This window comes from Cobetia sp. BMC6, from assembly GCF_029991385.1.
Lineage (GTDB): Bacteria > Pseudomonadota > Gammaproteobacteria > Pseudomonadales > Halomonadaceae > Cobetia.
In genome coordinates, this window is sequence record NZ_JAKUMF010000004.1 from 41740 (window position 1) to 58298 (window position 16559).

The following is a 16559-nucleotide window of genomic DNA, read 5'->3' on the forward strand; positions in this document are numbered from 1 at the left end:
GTCCTGCGCGCGGTTCCGCCCGCGGGCACAGACATTGCCTGCGCAACAGACGGGTTCACACCCCTGGATTTCAAGCCCTGGAGTCGACCCTGTCTTTCGCTACGCTCCCCGCTCCCATCGGACGCCAACAGGGAAACTTTACGATACCATGAGCTTGTCACAGTCACAAAAGAAAGCATTTCGCAGCATCGGGCACCATCTTGACCCGATCGTCACCGTCTCGGAAAACGGCCTTTCCGAAGGCGTCGTGACCGAACTGGAGCGCGCACTCCACGATCACGAACTGATCAAGCTGAAGCTGGCGATCAACGATCGCGAAGCGCGCGGCGAGGTGGCTCGCCACCTGTGCAGCGAAACCGGCGCGACCCTGATCCAGAGCATCGGCAAGATCGCTCTACTGTATCGCCGGAACCCGCAGGCCAAGCCGAAGCTGTCGAACGTACAGCGCTTCAGCGAGAAGTAAGCCGCCAGGCCCAGGCCTGACGAGGCTCACCTCGCACGCCACGCCTGCCGCAGACAGAAACGCCGCCCTCATCGAGGGCGGCGTTTCTGTTTTCTGTTGCTGACAATCACGACCTGACGCGCTGATTCAGCTCGAAGGTGATGTCGTCCAGCGCCCGCTGGGTGACCTGATGACGCTTGAGTGTCGTCTGCCTGGACTCCCCATCACCGTTACCGGCATCGCGATACTTGATGACCAGCGTCTTCTTGTCGAAGGTGAAATCATCGATCAGCTCATAATCGATCTTGCGACACCCCATGAGTGGTGACGGCCGCAGATAAAGCGCCTGATCTCCGAAGTGCGCCAGCGGCATCACCAGGTGGAAAACTCCCCTCGCCAACAGGGCACTCCCCAGGAGCAATGATGGCGTCAACAGCACCGAGTCCCCGGTGTACCGATAGGCAAACGACTGGGAGGCCACATAAGCCACCCCGAACAGCATGAACCCGAGCACCATGAAGATGGCCACCATGGAGGTTGCCATGATGCGCTTTTCCGGCTGACTTCCCTGTACTTCCATCACTCCCTCCCTGAAGGTTTTCGTGCCCGCAGGCAAAAAAACAGCCCTGCCGGGATGACCGGCAGGGCTGTCACGACATCAGGATCTGACGAATCAGAGACGATGCACTTCAGATGTGACGTGCTTCAGATGTGATGCACTTCGGAGATTTCATACTCCACATCGCCACCCGGGGTACGCACGACCACGACATCCCCTTCTTCCTTGCCGATCAGCGCACGCGCGATCGGAGAGGTGACGGAGATCTTGCCGTCCTTGATGCTGGCTTCATCTTCGCCAACGATGCGGTAGCGCACTTCGCTATCGTCATCGAGGTTCATCAGGTCGACCGTGGTGCCGAAGATCACCTTGCCGGTCTTCGGCAACTTGGTGACGTCGATCACCTGGGACATGGAGAGCTTGGACTCGATCTCCTGGATACGACCCTCGATGAAACCCTGCTGTTCACGCGCGGCGTGGTACTCGGCATTCTCCTTGAGATCGCCGTGCTCACGGGCTTCCGCGATGTCAGCGATGACCCGGGGACGCTCAGTGCCCTTTAGGTGCTCGAGCTCCTTGCGAAGGCGGTCTTCGCCTTCGACGGTCATCGGACTTCTACTCATATCATGACTCCTGCATGCATATCCTGGAGACGACGGACCTTGACGTCGTTGCCGTAGGCAAGCGCCATGCACACGGCATTGGCTCCCGCCAGCGTCGTGGCGTAGGGCACCTTGTGTGCCAGCGCCGTGCGACGGATCACGGACGAGTCATTGATGGCCTGACGTCCCTCTGTGGTGTTGACGATATAGGCGATCTCGCCGTTCTTGATCATGTCGACGATATGCGGCCGCCCTTCGAACACCTTGTTGACGGGTTCAACCTCGAGGCCGGCAGCGGCGATCACCTCTGCCGTGCCACGGGTAGCACAAAGCGTAAAGCCTAATGTTACCAGAGAGCGGGCTACCTCGATAACGCCCGCCTTGTCGAACTCACGCACGGACAGGAAGGCCTTGCGGTCGCCAGTCAGGGTCGGTATGGCTTCACCGGCACCCAGCTGCGCCTTGTAGAAGGCTTCCGCGAAGGTATCGCCAGAGCCCATCACTTCGCCGGTGGACTTCATTTCCGGCGACAGGATCGGGTCGACCCCCGGGAACTTGGCGAACGGCAGCACCGCTTCCTTCACACTGTAGAAGGTCGGCACGATTTCCTGGGTGAAACCGGTCTCTTCCAGGGTCTGGCCAGCCATGCAGCGTGCGGCGATCTGCGCCAGCGACTGGCCGATGCACTTGGAGACGAACGGCACGGTACGTGAAGCGCGCGGATTGACCTCGATGACGTAGATCACGCCATCCTGCCAGGCCAGCTGCACGTTCATCAGGCCGACGACGTTGAGTTCCAGTGCCATGCGCTTGACCTGCTCGCGCATCTCTTCCTGGACGTCTGCCGGCAGCGAGTACGGCGGCAGGGCGCACGCGGAGTCACCGGAGTGGATACCGGCCTGCTCGATGTGCTGCATGATGGCGCCGATCACGACCTGCTTGCCGTCGGACACCGCATCGATGTCGACTTCGATGGCCGCGTTCAGGAAGTGGTCCAGCAGCACCGGCGAGTCATTGGAGACCTTGACCGCGTGGGTCATGTAGTTCTCGAGCTCGGCGGCGGAGTAGACGATTTCCATCGCGCGACCGCCCAGCACGTAGCTCGGGCGCACCACCAGCGGGTAACCGATGACCTCGGCCTTGACGAAGGCTTCCTCAAAGCTGCGCGCGGTGGCGTTTTCCGGCTGGATCAGATCGAGCTTCTCGATCATCTGCTGGAAACGCTCGCGGTCTTCGGCGCGGTCGATGGCGTCCGGCGTGGTACCGATGATCGGCACACCGGCGGCTTCGAGCTCACGCGCCAGCTTCAGCGGCGTCTGGCCGCCGAACTGGACGATGACACCGACCGGCTGTTCCTTGTCGGCGATCTCCAGCACGTCTTCCAGGGTGACCGGCTCGAAGTAGAGGCGATCGGAAGTGTCGTAGTCGGTCGAGACCGTTTCCGGATTGCAGTTGACCATGATGGTCTCGTAGCCGTCCGCGCGCATGGCGAGGGAGGCGTGGACACAGCAGTAGTCGAACTCGATGCCCTGACCGATACGGTTCGGCCCGCCACCCAGCACCATGATCTTCTTCTTGTCGCTGACTTCCGCCTCGCACTCTTCCTCATAGGTGGAGTACATGTAGGCGGTGTCGGACGCGAATTCGGCCGCGCAAGTGTCGACGCGCTTGTAGACCGGACGGATGCCCTGCTTCTGACGGTGCTTGCGGAAGGCCTTCTCGGACACGCCCATCAGACGCGCCAGGCGCGCATCGCTGAAGCCCTTGCGCTTGAGGCGGAACAGACGATCGGCGTCCATCTCGCCCAGCGAGCTTGCGGCCACTGCGCCTTCCTGGGCGATCAGGTCGGCCAGCTGCACCAGGTACCAGCGGTCGATGTTGGTGAGACGGAAGATCTCTTCGATATCGAGGCCGGCACGCATGGCATCGGCGATGTAGAAGATACGCTCGGCACCAGCGGCCTGCAGCTCGCCCTTGATGCGCGCCATGTTCTCGTCGCTGAAGTTCTCGACGATCGGATCGAGACCGTCAACGCCGGTCTCCATGCCACGCAGCGCCTTCTGCAGGGATTCCTGGAAGGTACGGCCGATGGCCATGACTTCGCCGACCGACTTCATCTGCGTGGTCAGGCGGTCATTGGCCTGCGGGAATTTCTCGAAGGTGAAGCGCGGAATCTTGGTGACGACGTAATCGATGGACGGCTCGAATGACGCCGGCGTCTTGCCACCGGTGATGTCGTTCTGCAGCTCATCCAGGGTGTAGCCGACGGCCAGCTTGGCGGCGATCTTGGCGATCGGGAAGCCGGTCGCCTTGGAAGCCAGTGCCGAGGAACGCGACACGCGCGGATTCATCTCGATCACGACCATGCGGCCAGTGTCCGGGCAGATGCCGAACTGGACGTTGGAGCCGCCGGTCTCGACGCCGATCTCGCGCAGAACGGCCAGCGACGCATCACGCATCAGCTGGTATTCCTTGTCGGTCAGAGTCTGGGCCGGGGCGACGGTGATGGAGTCACCGGTGTGCACACCCATCGGATCGAAGTTCTCGATGGCGCAGACGATGATGCAGTTGTCGTTCTTGTCACGAACGACCTCCATCTCGTATTCCTTCCAGCCCAGCAGCGACTCGTCGATCAACAGCTCGCGGGTCGGCGACAGCTCGAAGCCGCGATGGCAGATCTCTTCGAATTCTTCACGGTTGTACGCCACGCCGCCGCCGGAACCGCCCATGGTGAAGCTGGGGCGGATGATGGACGGGAAGCCCAGCTCGGCCTGGATTTCCCAGGCTTCTTCCATGGAGTGCGCGACCTTGGCCTTCGGGCACGCCAGACCGATCTTCTTCATCGCCTTGTCGAAGCGATCACGGTCTTCGGCCTTGTCGATGGTGTCGGCGTTGGCACCGATCATCTCGACGCCGTACTGCTCGAGCACGCCTTCGCGCTCCAGTGCCAGTGCACAGTTCAGCGCGGTCTGGCCGCCCATGGTCGGCAGGACAGCATCCGGGCGTTCCTTCTCGATGATGCGCGCCACGGCTTCCCAGGTGATCGGCTCGATGTAGGTCGCATCGGCCATCACCGGGTCGGTCATGATGGTTGCCGGGTTGGAGTTGACCAGGATGACCCGGTAACCCTCTTCACGCAGGGCCTTGCAGGCCTGTGCGCCGGAATAGTCGAACTCGCACGCCTGGCCGATGACGATGGGGCCGGCGCCGATGATCAGGATGCTTTTCAGGTCTGTACGTTTAGGCATGTCTCTTCCCGCAATGATCTGGTGACTGAACTCAACGATGGATCAGGCCCTCGGGCCTGCGCTCGGCTCAGCGTCGCGCGCGCATCATCTCGATGAAACGATCGAACAGCGGGGCGACGTCCTGCGGGCCGGGACTGGCTTCCGGGTGCCCCTGGAAGCTGAAGGCCGGGCGGTCGGTGCGCTCGATGCCCTGCAGGCTACCGTCAAACAGCGACTTGTGGGTCGCGCGCAGGTTGCTGGGCATGCCCGCTTCATCCACTGCGAAGCCGTGGTTCTGGCTGGTGATCATCACCACACCGCTGTCGAGGCCCTGCACCGGGTGGTTCGCACCGTGGTGACCGTGGCCCATCTTGACCGTAGTCGCGCCGGAGGCCAGTGCCAGCAGCTGGTGGCCCAGACAGATGCCGAAGACCGGCGTGTCGGTCTCGAGCACTTCACGAATCGCCGTGATGGCGTAGTCGCAGGGCTCGGGGTCACCCGGGCCGTTGGACAGGAAGATGCCATCCGGATTGAGCGCCAGCACCTCAGCGGCAGGCGTCTGCGCCGGCACGACGGTCAGGCGGCAGCCGCGGGAGGCCAGCATGCGCAGGATGTTGTGCTTGACGCCGTAGTCGTAGGCGACCACGTGGAAGGGGCGTTCGGACTCACGGGTATCGGCGTAGCCTTCGCCCAGTGTCCATTCGCCTTCGTGCCACTCGAACTGCTCGCTGCAGGAGGCTTCCTTGGCCAGGTCCATGCCCTTCAGACCCGGGAAGGCGCGTGCCGCTTCCAGCGCGCGTTCCACGGCGTCATCACCCCGGGCATCTTCACCGGCGAGGATGGCACCGTTCAGGGAACCCTTCTCGCGCAGGATGCGCGTCAGGCGACGCGTGTCGATGTCAGCGATGCCGACGACATTCTCGTCGCGCAGGTACTGATCGAGGGAGCGAGTGGAGCGGAAGTTGCTGGCCAGCAGCGGGAGGTCGCGGATGACCAGGCCGGCGGCTGCGACGCTCTCGGACTCGGTGTCCTCGTCGTTGATGCCGGTATTGCCGATGTGCGGATACGTCAGAGTGACGATCTGTCGGGTGTAGGAGGGATCGGTCAGGATTTCCTGGTAGCCGGTCATGGCAGTGTTGAACACTACCTCGCCGCTGGTCTGCCCATCAGCACCGATGGCGCTGCCGTGAAATACACTGCCGTCTTCCAAGGCCAGTATCGCGGGTTTGATCAACGCAACGTCCTCCCCATAGTGTCCACTTTCCTGCCCGGAATCCGCGGTCGAACACCGGACATGCTGCTTGATTATCGTGCTCGGCATTCGCCGAGCCTGTGTCCCGCTGCCGACTTCTGCCAGGCGCCTGTCACTGGACAGACGCGCGCCAGAAGCGGCAAATTCAGGTTGCAAAAAAGCGGGACGAAACCGAAAAATCAGGTTTCATCCCGCTTGTTATCATTCTTCGGAATGCTGCTGGCCCGAGCGCTGCCAAAACGGCAACCAATAGGGCGGCCCAATAGGGCGGCCAAGAACGTGGCCAAATTGGGTAGAGATTACCGGAATCCTTGAGTGCTGACCACCCCGCGCATGCCCCGCCAGCAGGCGACAAGGCCCACGATACGGCCGTTTCGTCGCTGCGGTCAGCTTGACGAAACCCTTGGCCGGGCCAGTACACTGCACACCACTTGCAAAGCGAGGCAGTCCAGCGGCACAAGGCGGCCCCAATGGCTCACACTTGCGCCGCATCCTGCCCACCAAGACAGCTTTCAAGAAATGCTCCTGAATGTCGCCAGACGGTCATCTCAGCGCTTCGCTCTGCATTCCGCTTGCCCCTTTGCTCTCCACTTCGCTCACTTGAGCCCCAGCACATCCTGCATGTCATAGCGGCCGACTTCACGCCCTGACAGCCATTCGGCCGCGCGTGCCGCACCCTTGGCGAAGGTCATGCGGCTCGACGCCTTGTGGGTGATCTCGATGCGCTCGCCTTCGGTGGCGAACATCACGGTGTGCTCGCCGACGATGTCACCGGCACGCACGGTAGCGAAGCCGATTTCCTTGTCGGTACGCGGGCCACACTGGCCTTCACGCGCAAAGACACCATGGGTGGCGAGATCACGCCCGATGGAATGTGCCACGGCCTCGCCCATCGCCAGCGCCGTGCCGGACGGGGCATCGACCTTGTGACGGTGGTGCGCCTCGATGATCTCGATGTCATAGCCGGCATCGCCCAGGGCACGCGCGGCGGTCTCCAGCAGCTTGAGGGTCAGGTTGACGCCGGAACTCATGTTGGCCGCGAACACGAAGGGCACGCTGTCACGGTAGCCATCCAGCTGCTCGAGCTGCTCCGGCGTGAAACCGGTCGTGCCGATCACCATGCGCTTGCCGTGCTCGGCGCACAGCGCCAGGTTGGCCAGTGTCACCTGCGGTGCGGTGAAGTCGATCACCACATCGAAGTCATCCACCACGGCAGCCAGACTGTCGCTGGCGACCACGCCCAGACGGCCCTGACCGGCCAGCTCACCGATGTCGACGCCCGCCAGGGAGCTGCCGGATTCGACGATGCCCGCCGCCAGCGTCAGACCTTCCACTGCACCGACGGCCTCGACCAACGTGCGTCCCATGCGTCCGGCGACGCCCATGATTGCGATACGGGTCATGCTGACTCCTGCCTGTTGTGGGTCTTGAGGGTGACAGCCCGCGAGCATGCCCCGAGCGTGCCACCTATGCTGTGCCACGAGTATATCAGCCGCCTGCAGCGTTGGCTGACGTCATGTATTTGTGCCGGTTACGCGCTAGAGTAGCCTCGTACCGGGTTGTCTCCTGTTGATCGTCATTTTTCTCTTCACCGCCCAGTCTCCGGAGTCAGCATGCCTGCACGCCAATTCTTCGCCTCGCGCCGCTGGCGCATGCTCCAGACCATCGCTGTCACCGCAGCGCTCGCCAGCCTGTTGAGCGCCTGCGGCGTCCACCCGCGCCCCTACACGCTGGCATCGCCGGAGCAGAAGAGCGAGTTCCCGGAAATCCAGTGGTGCGGCACGCTCAGGCTGCCGGGCAAATGGCTGGATGACACTCCCGTCGGTGGCCTGTCGGACATCGGCTGGGACCAGGACGAGTCACTGCTGTATGCCGTGTCGGACCGCGGCTGGCTGCATCGTCTGCGGCTCGCCTTCCGCCATGGCGAGCTGGTCGGAGCCAAGGCGCTCAATACCTACACCCTGCGCGACGAGACCGATGTCTCGCTGCGCGGCGCCCTCAGTGATGCCGAGGGCCTGCAGCTGCTGCGCGCGAACAATGACCGCCGCGGCGATTCCCGCCTGGTGATCAGCTTCGAGCAGCAGCCACGTGTCGAGCACTTCCTGCCCAGCGGCCTGGCCGTCAGCGAGCCCTTCACCCCGATGGGTGCGCGTGGCGCGGCGCCCAACAACGGCATGGAGGCCCTGACCCTGCACCCGCAATACGGCATGCTCGCCGGGCTGGAAGCCACGCCCGAGGGCATGAGCGAGGGCATGACGCGCATCTTCAGCCTCGACGACAAGCACGAGTGGAGCTACCCGCTGGCCAGCGACACCGGCTCGAGCCTGACCGCGATGGAGATGCTGCCCGACGGTGACATGCTGATGCTGGAGCGCGCCTTCTCACCGCCCTTCCCGCTGGTGATCAGTCTGCGCCGCGCGCATCTCGGCGAGCCCGGCACCCAGGCCGAGGTACGCACCCTGGCACGCCTGTCGAGCGGCGACGGCTGGTCGCTGGACAACTTCGAAGGGCTCACGCATCTGGAAGGCAATCGCTTCCTGATGATCTCGGATGACAACTTCAGCAGCTTCCAGACCACGCTGCTGAGCTGCTTTGCGGTCATCGAACCAGAAGCCTTCACGGCTGAATCAGCGCCGGAATAGCCATGCCCCGGGCTGCGTTACTGGACTGAATTGCCGGATTGAGCCACTGGACTGGATTGCCTGGCTGAGTCACCGGGCCTGAAACGCGAGAGCCCCGCACTCGAATTGTCGAGTGCGGGGCTCTCTGGCATGAAGGCCATCCACGGAACTGGCCCGCGAATGGCAAGGCGAATGCCTAGGGCTTCATGTCCTCGAAGAACTTCTTCACGCCATCGAAGAAGCTGTTCTCCTTCGGTGAATGGCTCTTGCCGGTATCACCGAGGCTCTGCTGGAACTGACGCAGCAGCTCCTTCTGCTCTTCATTCAGGCTGACCGGGGTCTCGATGACCACCTTGCACAGCAAGTCCCCCGCGGGGCCGCCGCGCACCGGCTTGACACCCTTGCCGCGCAGGCGGAACAGCTTGCCGGTCTGGGTCTCGGCCGGAATCTTCAGCACGACACGTCCGTCGAGGGTCGGCACGTTGAGCTCGCCGCCCAGCGCCGCATCGACGAAGCTGATCGGCACTTCACACTGCAGGTGACGACCATCGCGCTTGAAGATCTCGTGCTCGCGCAGGTTGACCTGCACATACAGATCACCGGACGGCCCGCCATTGACACCGCCCTCGCCTTCGCCATTCAGACGGATGCGGTCGCCAGTATCGACGCCCGGCGGAATCTTGACCGAGAGGGTCTTGGATTCCTGGACGCGGCCTTCGCCGTGACACTTGCGGCACGGCACGCTGATCTTCTCGCCACGACCGTGGCAGGTCGGACACGCCTGCTCGACCGCGAAGAAGCCCTGCTGCATGCGCACCTTGCCCATGCCATTGCAGGTCGGGCAGGTTTCCTTGCTGGAACCCGGCTCGGCACCATCGCCATCGCAGTGGTCACAGGCCGCCAGACGCGGCACGCGGATGTCGACCGTGGTACCGGCAACCGCCGATTCCAGATCGAGATCCAGGTTGTAACGCAGGTCGCTGCCGCGCTGCGGAGCGTTCGGGTTGCGACGACCACCGCCGCCACCGAAGATGTCACCGAAGACATCGCCGAACACATCGCCGAAGCCGCCGGCACCACCACCGCCAAAGCCGCCGCCACCGAAGCCGCCGCCGCCCTGACCATCGACACCGGCATGACCGAACTGGTCATAGGCGGCGCGCTTGTCAGCGTCGGACAGCACTTCGTAGGCTTCAGAGACTTCCCGGAACTTCTCGGCCGAAGTTTCATCATCCGGGTTGCGGTCCGGGTGATGCTTCTGGGCCAGGCGTCGGTACGCCTTCTTGATGTCCTTGGTGTCGGCGCCACGCTCGACACCAAGCACTTCGTAATAATCACGCTTGGACATGGATCAGGTCCGCCTGGATTGCTGGCAGCCTGAGGCTGCCGGTCTGTTCTGGAATGCCGGTTGTCACCGGTGGCTCGCGGCTAGCGCAGGGCGTCACCGATGCAAACGACAACGCGGGACACCTTCACAAGGCTCCCGCGCTGTCATCAGACGTCGTTCAAGAAATCCCTCAGGACTTCTTGTCGTCGTTGACTTCCTCGTACTCGGCGTCAACCACGTCGTCGTCCTGCTTCTTGCCAGCCTGACCTTCGGCAGCCTGCTCACCCTGGGCGCCCTGCTCGGCGTAGAGCTTCTGCGCCAGGTTGCCGGACGCTTCGGTCAGTGCATCCAGCTTGGCCTGGATCGCATCCTTGTCATCGCCTTTCAGGGCTTCTTCCAGCTCGGAGATCGCCGTCTCGATGGCTTCCTTCTCGCTGGCTTCAGCCTTGTCACCGGCTTCGGTCAGGGTCTTCTTGGTCGCGTGAATCATGCCGTCGGCCTGATTGCGCAGCTGGACCATTTCCTCGAACTTCTTGTCTTCGTCGGCGTTGGCTTCCGCGTCACGCACCATCTGCTCGATCTCGTCGTCGGACAGGCCGCCGGAAGACTTGATGACGATGGACTGTTCCTTGCCGGTCGCCTTGTCCTTGGCGGACACGTTCAGGATACCGTTGGCATCCAGATCGAAGGCGACTTCGATCTGTGGCACACCGCGCGGTGCCGGCGGAATGTCGGCCAGGTCGAAGCGCCCCAGAGACTTGTTCTGCGCGGCCTGCTTGCGCTCACCCTGCAGGACGTGGATGGTCACCGCGCCCTGGTTGTCTTCAGCGGTGGAGAACACCTGAGACTTCTTGGTCGGGATGGTGGTGTTCTTCTCGATCAGCGGCGTCAGCACGCCACCCATGGTCTCGATACCGAGGGTCAGCGGCGTCACGTCCAGCAGCAGCACGTCCTTGACGTCACCGCCCAGCACGCCGCCCTGGATGCCGGCACCGACAGCGACCGCTTCATCCGGGTTGACGTCCTTGCGTGCTTCCTTGCCGAAGAACTCGGCTACCTTGGACTGCACCAGCGGCATGCGGGTCTGACCACCGACCAGGATGACATCGTCGATCTCGGAGGCGGACAGGCCGGCGTCGGACAGCGCGGTCTGGCACGGCTTCAGGGAGCGTGCGACCAGGTCGTCGACCAGAGACTCGAGCTTGGAACGAGTCACCTTGACGTTCAGGTGCTTCGGACCGGTGTTGTCAGCCGTGATGTACGGCAGGTTCACGTCGGTCTGCTGAGCGCTGGACAGTTCGATCTTGGCCTTCTCGGCGGCTTCCTTCAGACGCTGCATGGCGAGGTTGTCGCCGGACAGGTCGATACCGCTGTCTGCCTTGAACTGGTCAACCAGGTAGTTGATCAGGTGCATGTCGAAATCTTCACCGCCCAGGAAGGTGTCGCCGTTGGTGGCGAGCACTTCGAACTGGGTCTCACCGTCGACGTCGGCGACTTCGATGATGGAGATATCGAAGGTACCGCCGCCCAGGTCGTAGACCGCGATGGTCTTGTCACCACGGGACTTGTCCATGCCGTAGGCGAGGGCTGCGGCAGTCGGCTCGTTGATGATGCGCTTGACGTCGAGACCCGCGATGCGGCCGGCATCCTTGGTCGCCTGACGCTGGGAATCGTTGAAGTAGGCCGGAACGGTGATGACGGCTTCGGTGACTTCTTCACCGAGGTAGTCTTCCGCGGTCTTCTTCATCTTCTTGAGGATTTCCGCACTGATCTGCGGCGGTGCCATCTTCTTGTCTTTCACCTGCACCCAGGCGTCGCCGTTGTCGGCTTCGACAATCTTGTACGGCACCATCTTGATGTCTTTCTGAACCACATCATCCTTGAACTTGCGACCGATCAGACGCTTGACCGCGAAGAGGGTGTTCTCCGGGTTGGTCACTGCCTGACGCTTGGCCGACTGGCCGACCAGAATCTCGTTGTCGTCGGTGTAAGCGATGATGGACGGTGTGGTGCGACCGCCTTCAGCGTTTTCGATGACCTTGGTTTTCTCGCCGTCGAGCACTGCCACACAGGAGTTGGTAGTACCCAAGTCAATACCGATGATGCGTCCCATAATCGTATACCTCGAATCTATTGCTAGCCTGAAAGATAAGTCTGGATGTCGGCACCTTGTGTCGGTGCCTGAACTTGTTTCTCTAGATGGGGTCGCGTGTCAGGGTTTCAAGACCCGGCCGGGCAAATTTTCCCGGGCCGGATCGCCCTGAGCCCCCACAGGGCGCGATCCAACGCCGACTGGGCGCTGGGAGCGCGCAGGCCTCATGAGGCCTTGCTGACTGCCACCATCGCCGGACGCACCAGGCGGCCATTGAGGGTGTAACCCTTCTGCATCACGTCGATGACGCTGTTCGGTTCCGCGTCCGGGGACGGCACCATGGCGACAGCCTGATGGTATTCCGGATCGAAGGGCTCGCCGTGCGGGTCCAGCTGCTCGACGCCTGACTTGTTCAGGGCATCCAGCTGCATTTTCAAGGTCATCTCGATGCCTTCGACGTGGGTCTTGGCCGCTTCGTCACCCGACATGGATTCCAGCGCCTTCTCGAGGGAATCCACCACCGGCAGCATTTCCTTGACGAACTTCTCCAGCGCGAACTTGCGCGCCTTCTCGGCGTCCTGCTCGGCACGACGGCGCGCGTTCTGCGCATCGGCAGCCGCGCGCAGCGCCTGGTCCTTGGCTTCCTTCACGGCCTGCTCAAGCTCTTCGACCTGAGCGGCCAGCATCTCGGCTTCCGGGTTGTCCACCAGAGTACCTTCGCCGCCGGTATCGTCGGCATCCAGTACGTTGTCGATCACTTCACCTTCCGGCGTTTCCGGCTGCGGCTCGGCATCGCGAGCGGCACGCTGAAGCTCTTCATCCATCGGGGTCTGCGGGTCCTGAGCCATGCTGATCTCCTGCGGGCCGGCGTCTATGCGCCATTGCCCTGATTCGTGGCCTGCTGAGCGTGTCGCGAAGCATCACACGCACTGGCTGACAGACAGGCCATGAGTTGCCTTGAGAGGCAGCAAGGCCAGGCCATTGCTGCCGACTGAAAGTGTCAGTGCCTCTATATGGGGACAGCACATCGCTTCTCAAGCCTTGCCGCGGGCTTTTCTCCCCACTGAACCCGGCATGGATTGAAGGCCACCCGAACGTGCTGTATAAAAAGCCATGATCACTGTATAAACATACTGTATGGCGACACCGTAGCCCGCCCATCGAGTCCGGGTCCGCTGATGTTCCCCCAGCACGGCGTACGTCAAAGCCCCCCTCGGAGGTAGTCATGCTGCTGCAACTCGCCATCCAAGATTTTGCCATCGTCGAAACGCTGGAACTCGATTTCCGCCGCGGCATGACCGCCATCACCGGCGAGACCGGTGCCGGCAAGTCCATCCTGCTCGGCGCCCTCGGCCTGTGCCTGGGCGAGCGTGCCGATGCCGGCAGCGTGCGCCATGGCGCCGACCGCGCCGACCTCATCGCGCGCTTCGATATCAGTGAGCTTGACGACGCTCGCCAGTGGCTGGATGAACGCGAACTAGGCAGCGACGACTGCCTGCTGCGTCGCGTCATCACCGCCAGCGGCCGCTCAAAGGCCTGGATCAACGGCACACCCTGCACCATCGCCGACCTTCGCGAGCTGGGCGAGCACCTGATCGACATCCACTCCCAGCACGCCCATCACTCCCTGCTCAAGGAAGAGACGCACCTGCGTCAGCTCGACGAATATGCGGGCCTGGAGACTCAGGCCGCCCAGCTGCGCGAGGACTTCCGTCACTGGCAGGAGGCGCATCGTCGTCTCAAGCGCATGAGCAATGATGGCGATGAAGTGCGTGCGCGCCGCCAGCTGCTGCGCTATCAGGTCGAGGAGCTCGATGAACTGGCGCTATGCGAAGGGGAACTGGAAGCCCTGGAGCAGGAGCAGGAAACGCTGGCCAATGCCGAGCAGATTCTGGCCGAGGCGCAGTCCGCCGCCGAGTGCTGTGATCACGACGAAGAAGGTGCGCTGTCTCGCCTCAACCAGGCCCTGGCCCGCCTGGCGCATCTGCCGGGCAACGAGCACGGCTCACTGGCCAGTGCGCTGGGCATGCTCGAGGAAGCGCGCATCCAGATAGAGGAAGCGGCGCGTGAGCTGCACCGCTTCGTGGAAGTCACCGAACTCGACCCCGAGCGCCTCGCCTTCGTCGATGAGCGCCTGAGCCGCATCCATCATATCGCGCGCAAGCATCATGTGATGCCGGACGAGCTGCATGGCCTTCATCAGCGCCTGAGCGAAGAACTCGACGGCCTGGGTGGCGATGAGGAGGCCATCGAAGCCTTGCGCGAAGAAGTGGCTCAGCGTCGCGAGGCCTGGAAGGGGCTGGCGAGTGAGGTGAGCGCCAGACGCGCCACTGCCGCCCCGCAACTGGCCAGCGACATCCAGGATCAGCTGGCCTTCCTGGGCATGGGCAAGGCCACCTTCGAGGTCGCCATCGAGGCGCGGGAGCGTCCGCAACCGGAAGGCATGGAGCGTATCCACTTCCGCATCAGCGCCAACCCGGGCCAGCCGCCACGTGCGCTGGCCAAGGTCGCCTCCGGCGGCGAGCTCTCGCGTGTGTCGCTGGCGATCCAGGTCGTGGCCGCCAGTCGCTCGACCATCCCCAGCCTGGTCTTCGATGAAGTCGATGTCGGCATCTCCGGCGCCACTGCCGAGATCGTCGGTCAACTGTTGCGTCGGCTGGGCGACAAGGGTCAGGTGCTGACCGTCACTCACCTGCCGCAGGTCGCCGCACAGGCGCATCAGCACCTGCATATAGAGAAGCAGGCAGAGAAGGACACGACCCGCACCCACATGGCGCTGCTGGATGAAAGCGGCCGCGTGCGCGAGCTGGCACGCATGCTGGGCGGCATTCACCTTTCCGAGCAGACCCTCGCCCATGCCCGCGAGATGCTGGGCGCTGCCGACAGCCGCCACTGAACGCTGCCGTCGACCTCCATGCACCGCTGCTGACGTCCATTCGTCCAATGACACTCCCCGGCAAGACGAGCGCTGGAGTCATGGATCGAGGAAAAATGAACGCCAGAGACACGAACGGCCGCCCTTGAGGGCGGCCGTTCGTGTCTCTGGCCGGAGAAGGCTCTCCGGCCACGTCATCCCTGACGCAACCCGCGTCAGCTATCGCTCTTGTCACCCTTGGGGCGCACGTAGAGCACTAGCGCATGCTCGACCAGCTCATAGCCGTGCTCCTCGACGATCTCGCGCTGACGGCGCTCGATCTCGGGATCACAGAACTCTATGATCTCGCCGCTGTCCAGACATACCATGTGGTCATGGTGTTCTTCCTGGGACAGTTCGAAGACAGCGTGACCGCCATCGAAGTTGTGGCGCATCACCAGTCCCGCTGTCTCAAACTGGGTGAGCACACGATAAACCGTCGCCAGACCGACATCTTCGCCAGCCTCAAGCAACGCCTTGTACACGTCCTCGGCACTCAGGTGTCGATCCGTCGATTTCTCGAGGATCTGCAGGATCTTGACTCGCGGTAGGGTCACCTTGAGTCCCGCCTTGCGCAGTTCATGGTTCTGATCGGCCATGCTGGGGTACTCTTCGCAGTCGCTTGATGTATCAGGTATGATCGGCCAAGGCAAAACGATAGGGAATCTTCAGGGCAAATGCAAAACTTGATCAAAACAGTCGCCTTTTGCAGCGCCCTGTCGCTGCTCACCGGGTGCAGCTACTTCAGCGTCTACAAGCGCGACCTTCCTCAGGGCAACCTGATCAAGCCGGAAATGGTCGAGCAATTGAAGCCGGGCATGAGCCGCGAACAGGTCATCTACGTGATGGGCTCACCGCTGCTGACCGCCCCCTTCAGTGAGGATAGCTGGGACTACGTCTATCGCCTCAAGAAAGCGGATGGCGAAATCATCAACAAGCGTGTGACGTTGACCTTCGCAGGCGATTCACTCTCCAACATCGACAAGAGTGGCGACATCGACCAGGAAACCGTCATCGTGCCGGACCTGGACATCGACCCTCGCGCGGCACAGCCTAACCGTGCTGAATCCAAGGCAGGCGCAGCCGACCTGCCTGAAGAGCGCTGATCACTGTCCTATTCACTCAGTGACAAGCCGGAAAAACAGCGGGGCACCTCTCAAGGTGCCCCGCTGTTTTTGATTCTCGCCGGCCATCGTCTTACTGGCCGGCGCGAGCAGCCTTGTCGGCGCGCCGTTTGCGCGCAAGCTTGGGGTCGGTGATCAAGGCACGATAGACCTCGACACGATCCCCGGCGTCCAGCACATGCTCATCGGGCTTGCGCAGCGCCTTGCCGAAGATACCCAGGTCCGCCTCGAGAAACACCTCGGCGGAAATCGTCGGAAAGTGCTGCTCCAGGCGCGCCATGCGCACGGCCTCGCGCGCCGTGGTGCCGGGGGCGACCGCCAGCGAGACGATCTTCTGCTTGTCGGGCAGCGCATAGGCCACCTCGACCGTGATTCTGTCTGTCATGTCTGCTCCTTTGC

At 62.7% G+C, this 16559-nt stretch carries 14 protein-coding genes; 4 read left to right on the forward strand and 10 right to left on the reverse strand.

Annotation, left to right across the window (positions count from 1 at the left end):
- Positions 1-148 precede the first annotated feature (148 nt).
- Positions 149-463: a ribosome assembly RNA-binding protein YhbY gene (yhbY, locus tag MKZ40_RS09690; protein ID WP_043333380.1), complete on the forward strand. Its 315-nt coding sequence runs from the start codon at positions 149-151 to the stop codon at positions 461-463.
- 106 nt (positions 464-569) lie between these two features.
- Here yhbY and MKZ40_RS09695 read toward each other — a convergent pair whose 3' ends face one another.
- The 5 genes from MKZ40_RS09695 to dapB all read right to left on the reverse strand — a co-directional run bounded on the left by MKZ40_RS09695 (position 570) and on the right by dapB (position 7485).
- Positions 570-1022, reverse strand: coding sequence for a hypothetical protein (locus MKZ40_RS09695; RefSeq protein ID WP_175089037.1), 453 nt, complete (start codon positions 1020-1022; stop codon positions 570-572).
- 125 nt (positions 1023-1147) lie between these two features.
- Complete coding sequence (gene greA / locus MKZ40_RS09700) at positions 1148-1624, reverse strand: transcription elongation factor GreA (protein ID WP_043333374.1); 477 nt, start codon at positions 1622-1624, stop codon at positions 1148-1150.
- On the reverse strand, positions 1621-4851 hold the full coding sequence (carB, locus tag MKZ40_RS09705; protein ID WP_175089036.1) for a carbamoyl-phosphate synthase large subunit: 3231 nt from the start codon (positions 4849-4851) through the stop codon (positions 1621-1623). Before carB ends, greA begins: the two co-directional genes overlap by 4 nt.
- A gap of 67 nt (positions 4852-4918) precedes the next feature.
- Positions 4919-6064 carry a glutamine-hydrolyzing carbamoyl-phosphate synthase small subunit gene (carA, locus tag MKZ40_RS09710; RefSeq protein ID WP_175089035.1) on the reverse strand — a complete coding sequence of 382 codons (1146 nt, stop codon included), beginning with the start codon at positions 6062-6064 and terminating at the stop codon, positions 4919-4921.
- A gap of 614 nt (positions 6065-6678) precedes the next feature.
- Positions 6679-7485 (reverse strand): 4-hydroxy-tetrahydrodipicolinate reductase, encoded by an 807-nt coding sequence (gene dapB, locus MKZ40_RS09715; RefSeq protein WP_043333367.1) that lies wholly within the window; start codon positions 7483-7485, stop codon positions 6679-6681.
- A 210-nt stretch (positions 7486-7695) separates the two neighbouring features.
- On the opposite strand from dapB, the gene MKZ40_RS09720 reads away from it, so the two are divergent.
- The gene (locus MKZ40_RS09720; protein ID WP_175089034.1) at positions 7696-8724 is read left to right on the forward strand and encodes an esterase-like activity of phytase family protein; all 1029 of its coding nucleotides are present in this window, start codon (positions 7696-7698) and stop codon (positions 8722-8724) included.
- 175 nt (positions 8725-8899) lie between these two features.
- Here the strand turns inward: MKZ40_RS09720 and dnaJ are convergent, their stop codons facing one another.
- From dnaJ to grpE, 3 genes are all read right to left on the reverse strand, one after another.
- A complete protein-coding gene (dnaJ, locus tag MKZ40_RS09725) occupies positions 8900-10051 on the reverse strand; it encodes a molecular chaperone DnaJ (protein ID WP_175089033.1) in 1152 nt (383 codons plus the stop codon).
- 169 nt (positions 10052-10220) lie between these two features.
- Positions 10221-12143 (reverse strand): molecular chaperone DnaK, encoded by a 1923-nt coding sequence (gene dnaK, locus MKZ40_RS09730; RefSeq protein ID WP_175089032.1) that lies wholly within the window; start codon positions 12141-12143, stop codon positions 10221-10223.
- A gap of 203 nt (positions 12144-12346) precedes the next feature.
- On the reverse strand, positions 12347-12970 hold the full coding sequence (gene grpE, locus MKZ40_RS09735; RefSeq protein WP_175089031.1) for a nucleotide exchange factor GrpE: 624 nt from the start codon (positions 12968-12970) through the stop codon (positions 12347-12349).
- Positions 12971-13347: 377 nt separating this feature from the next.
- Here grpE and recN point away from each other — a divergent pair, with 377 nt between their 5' ends.
- Positions 13348-15018, forward strand: coding sequence for a DNA repair protein RecN (gene recN, locus MKZ40_RS09740; RefSeq protein ID WP_175089030.1), 1671 nt, complete (start codon positions 13348-13350; stop codon positions 15016-15018).
- 194 nt (positions 15019-15212) lie between these two features.
- On the opposite strand, the gene fur is transcribed toward recN, so the two are convergent.
- Positions 15213-15635 carry a ferric iron uptake transcriptional regulator gene (gene fur, locus MKZ40_RS09745; protein WP_043333352.1) on the reverse strand — a complete coding sequence of 141 codons (423 nt, stop codon included), beginning with the start codon at positions 15633-15635 and terminating at the stop codon, positions 15213-15215.
- A gap of 78 nt (positions 15636-15713) precedes the next feature.
- Here fur and bamE point away from each other — a divergent pair, with 78 nt between their 5' ends.
- Positions 15714-16142, forward strand: coding sequence for an outer membrane protein assembly factor BamE (gene bamE, locus MKZ40_RS09750; RefSeq protein ID WP_166019032.1), 429 nt, complete (start codon positions 15714-15716; stop codon positions 16140-16142).
- A gap of 91 nt (positions 16143-16233) precedes the next feature.
- Here bamE and MKZ40_RS09755 read toward each other — a convergent pair whose 3' ends face one another.
- Positions 16234-16545 (reverse strand): RnfH family protein, encoded by a 312-nt coding sequence (locus MKZ40_RS09755; protein WP_175089029.1) that lies wholly within the window; start codon positions 16543-16545, stop codon positions 16234-16236.
- Between the last annotated feature and the right edge of the window lie 14 nt (positions 16546-16559).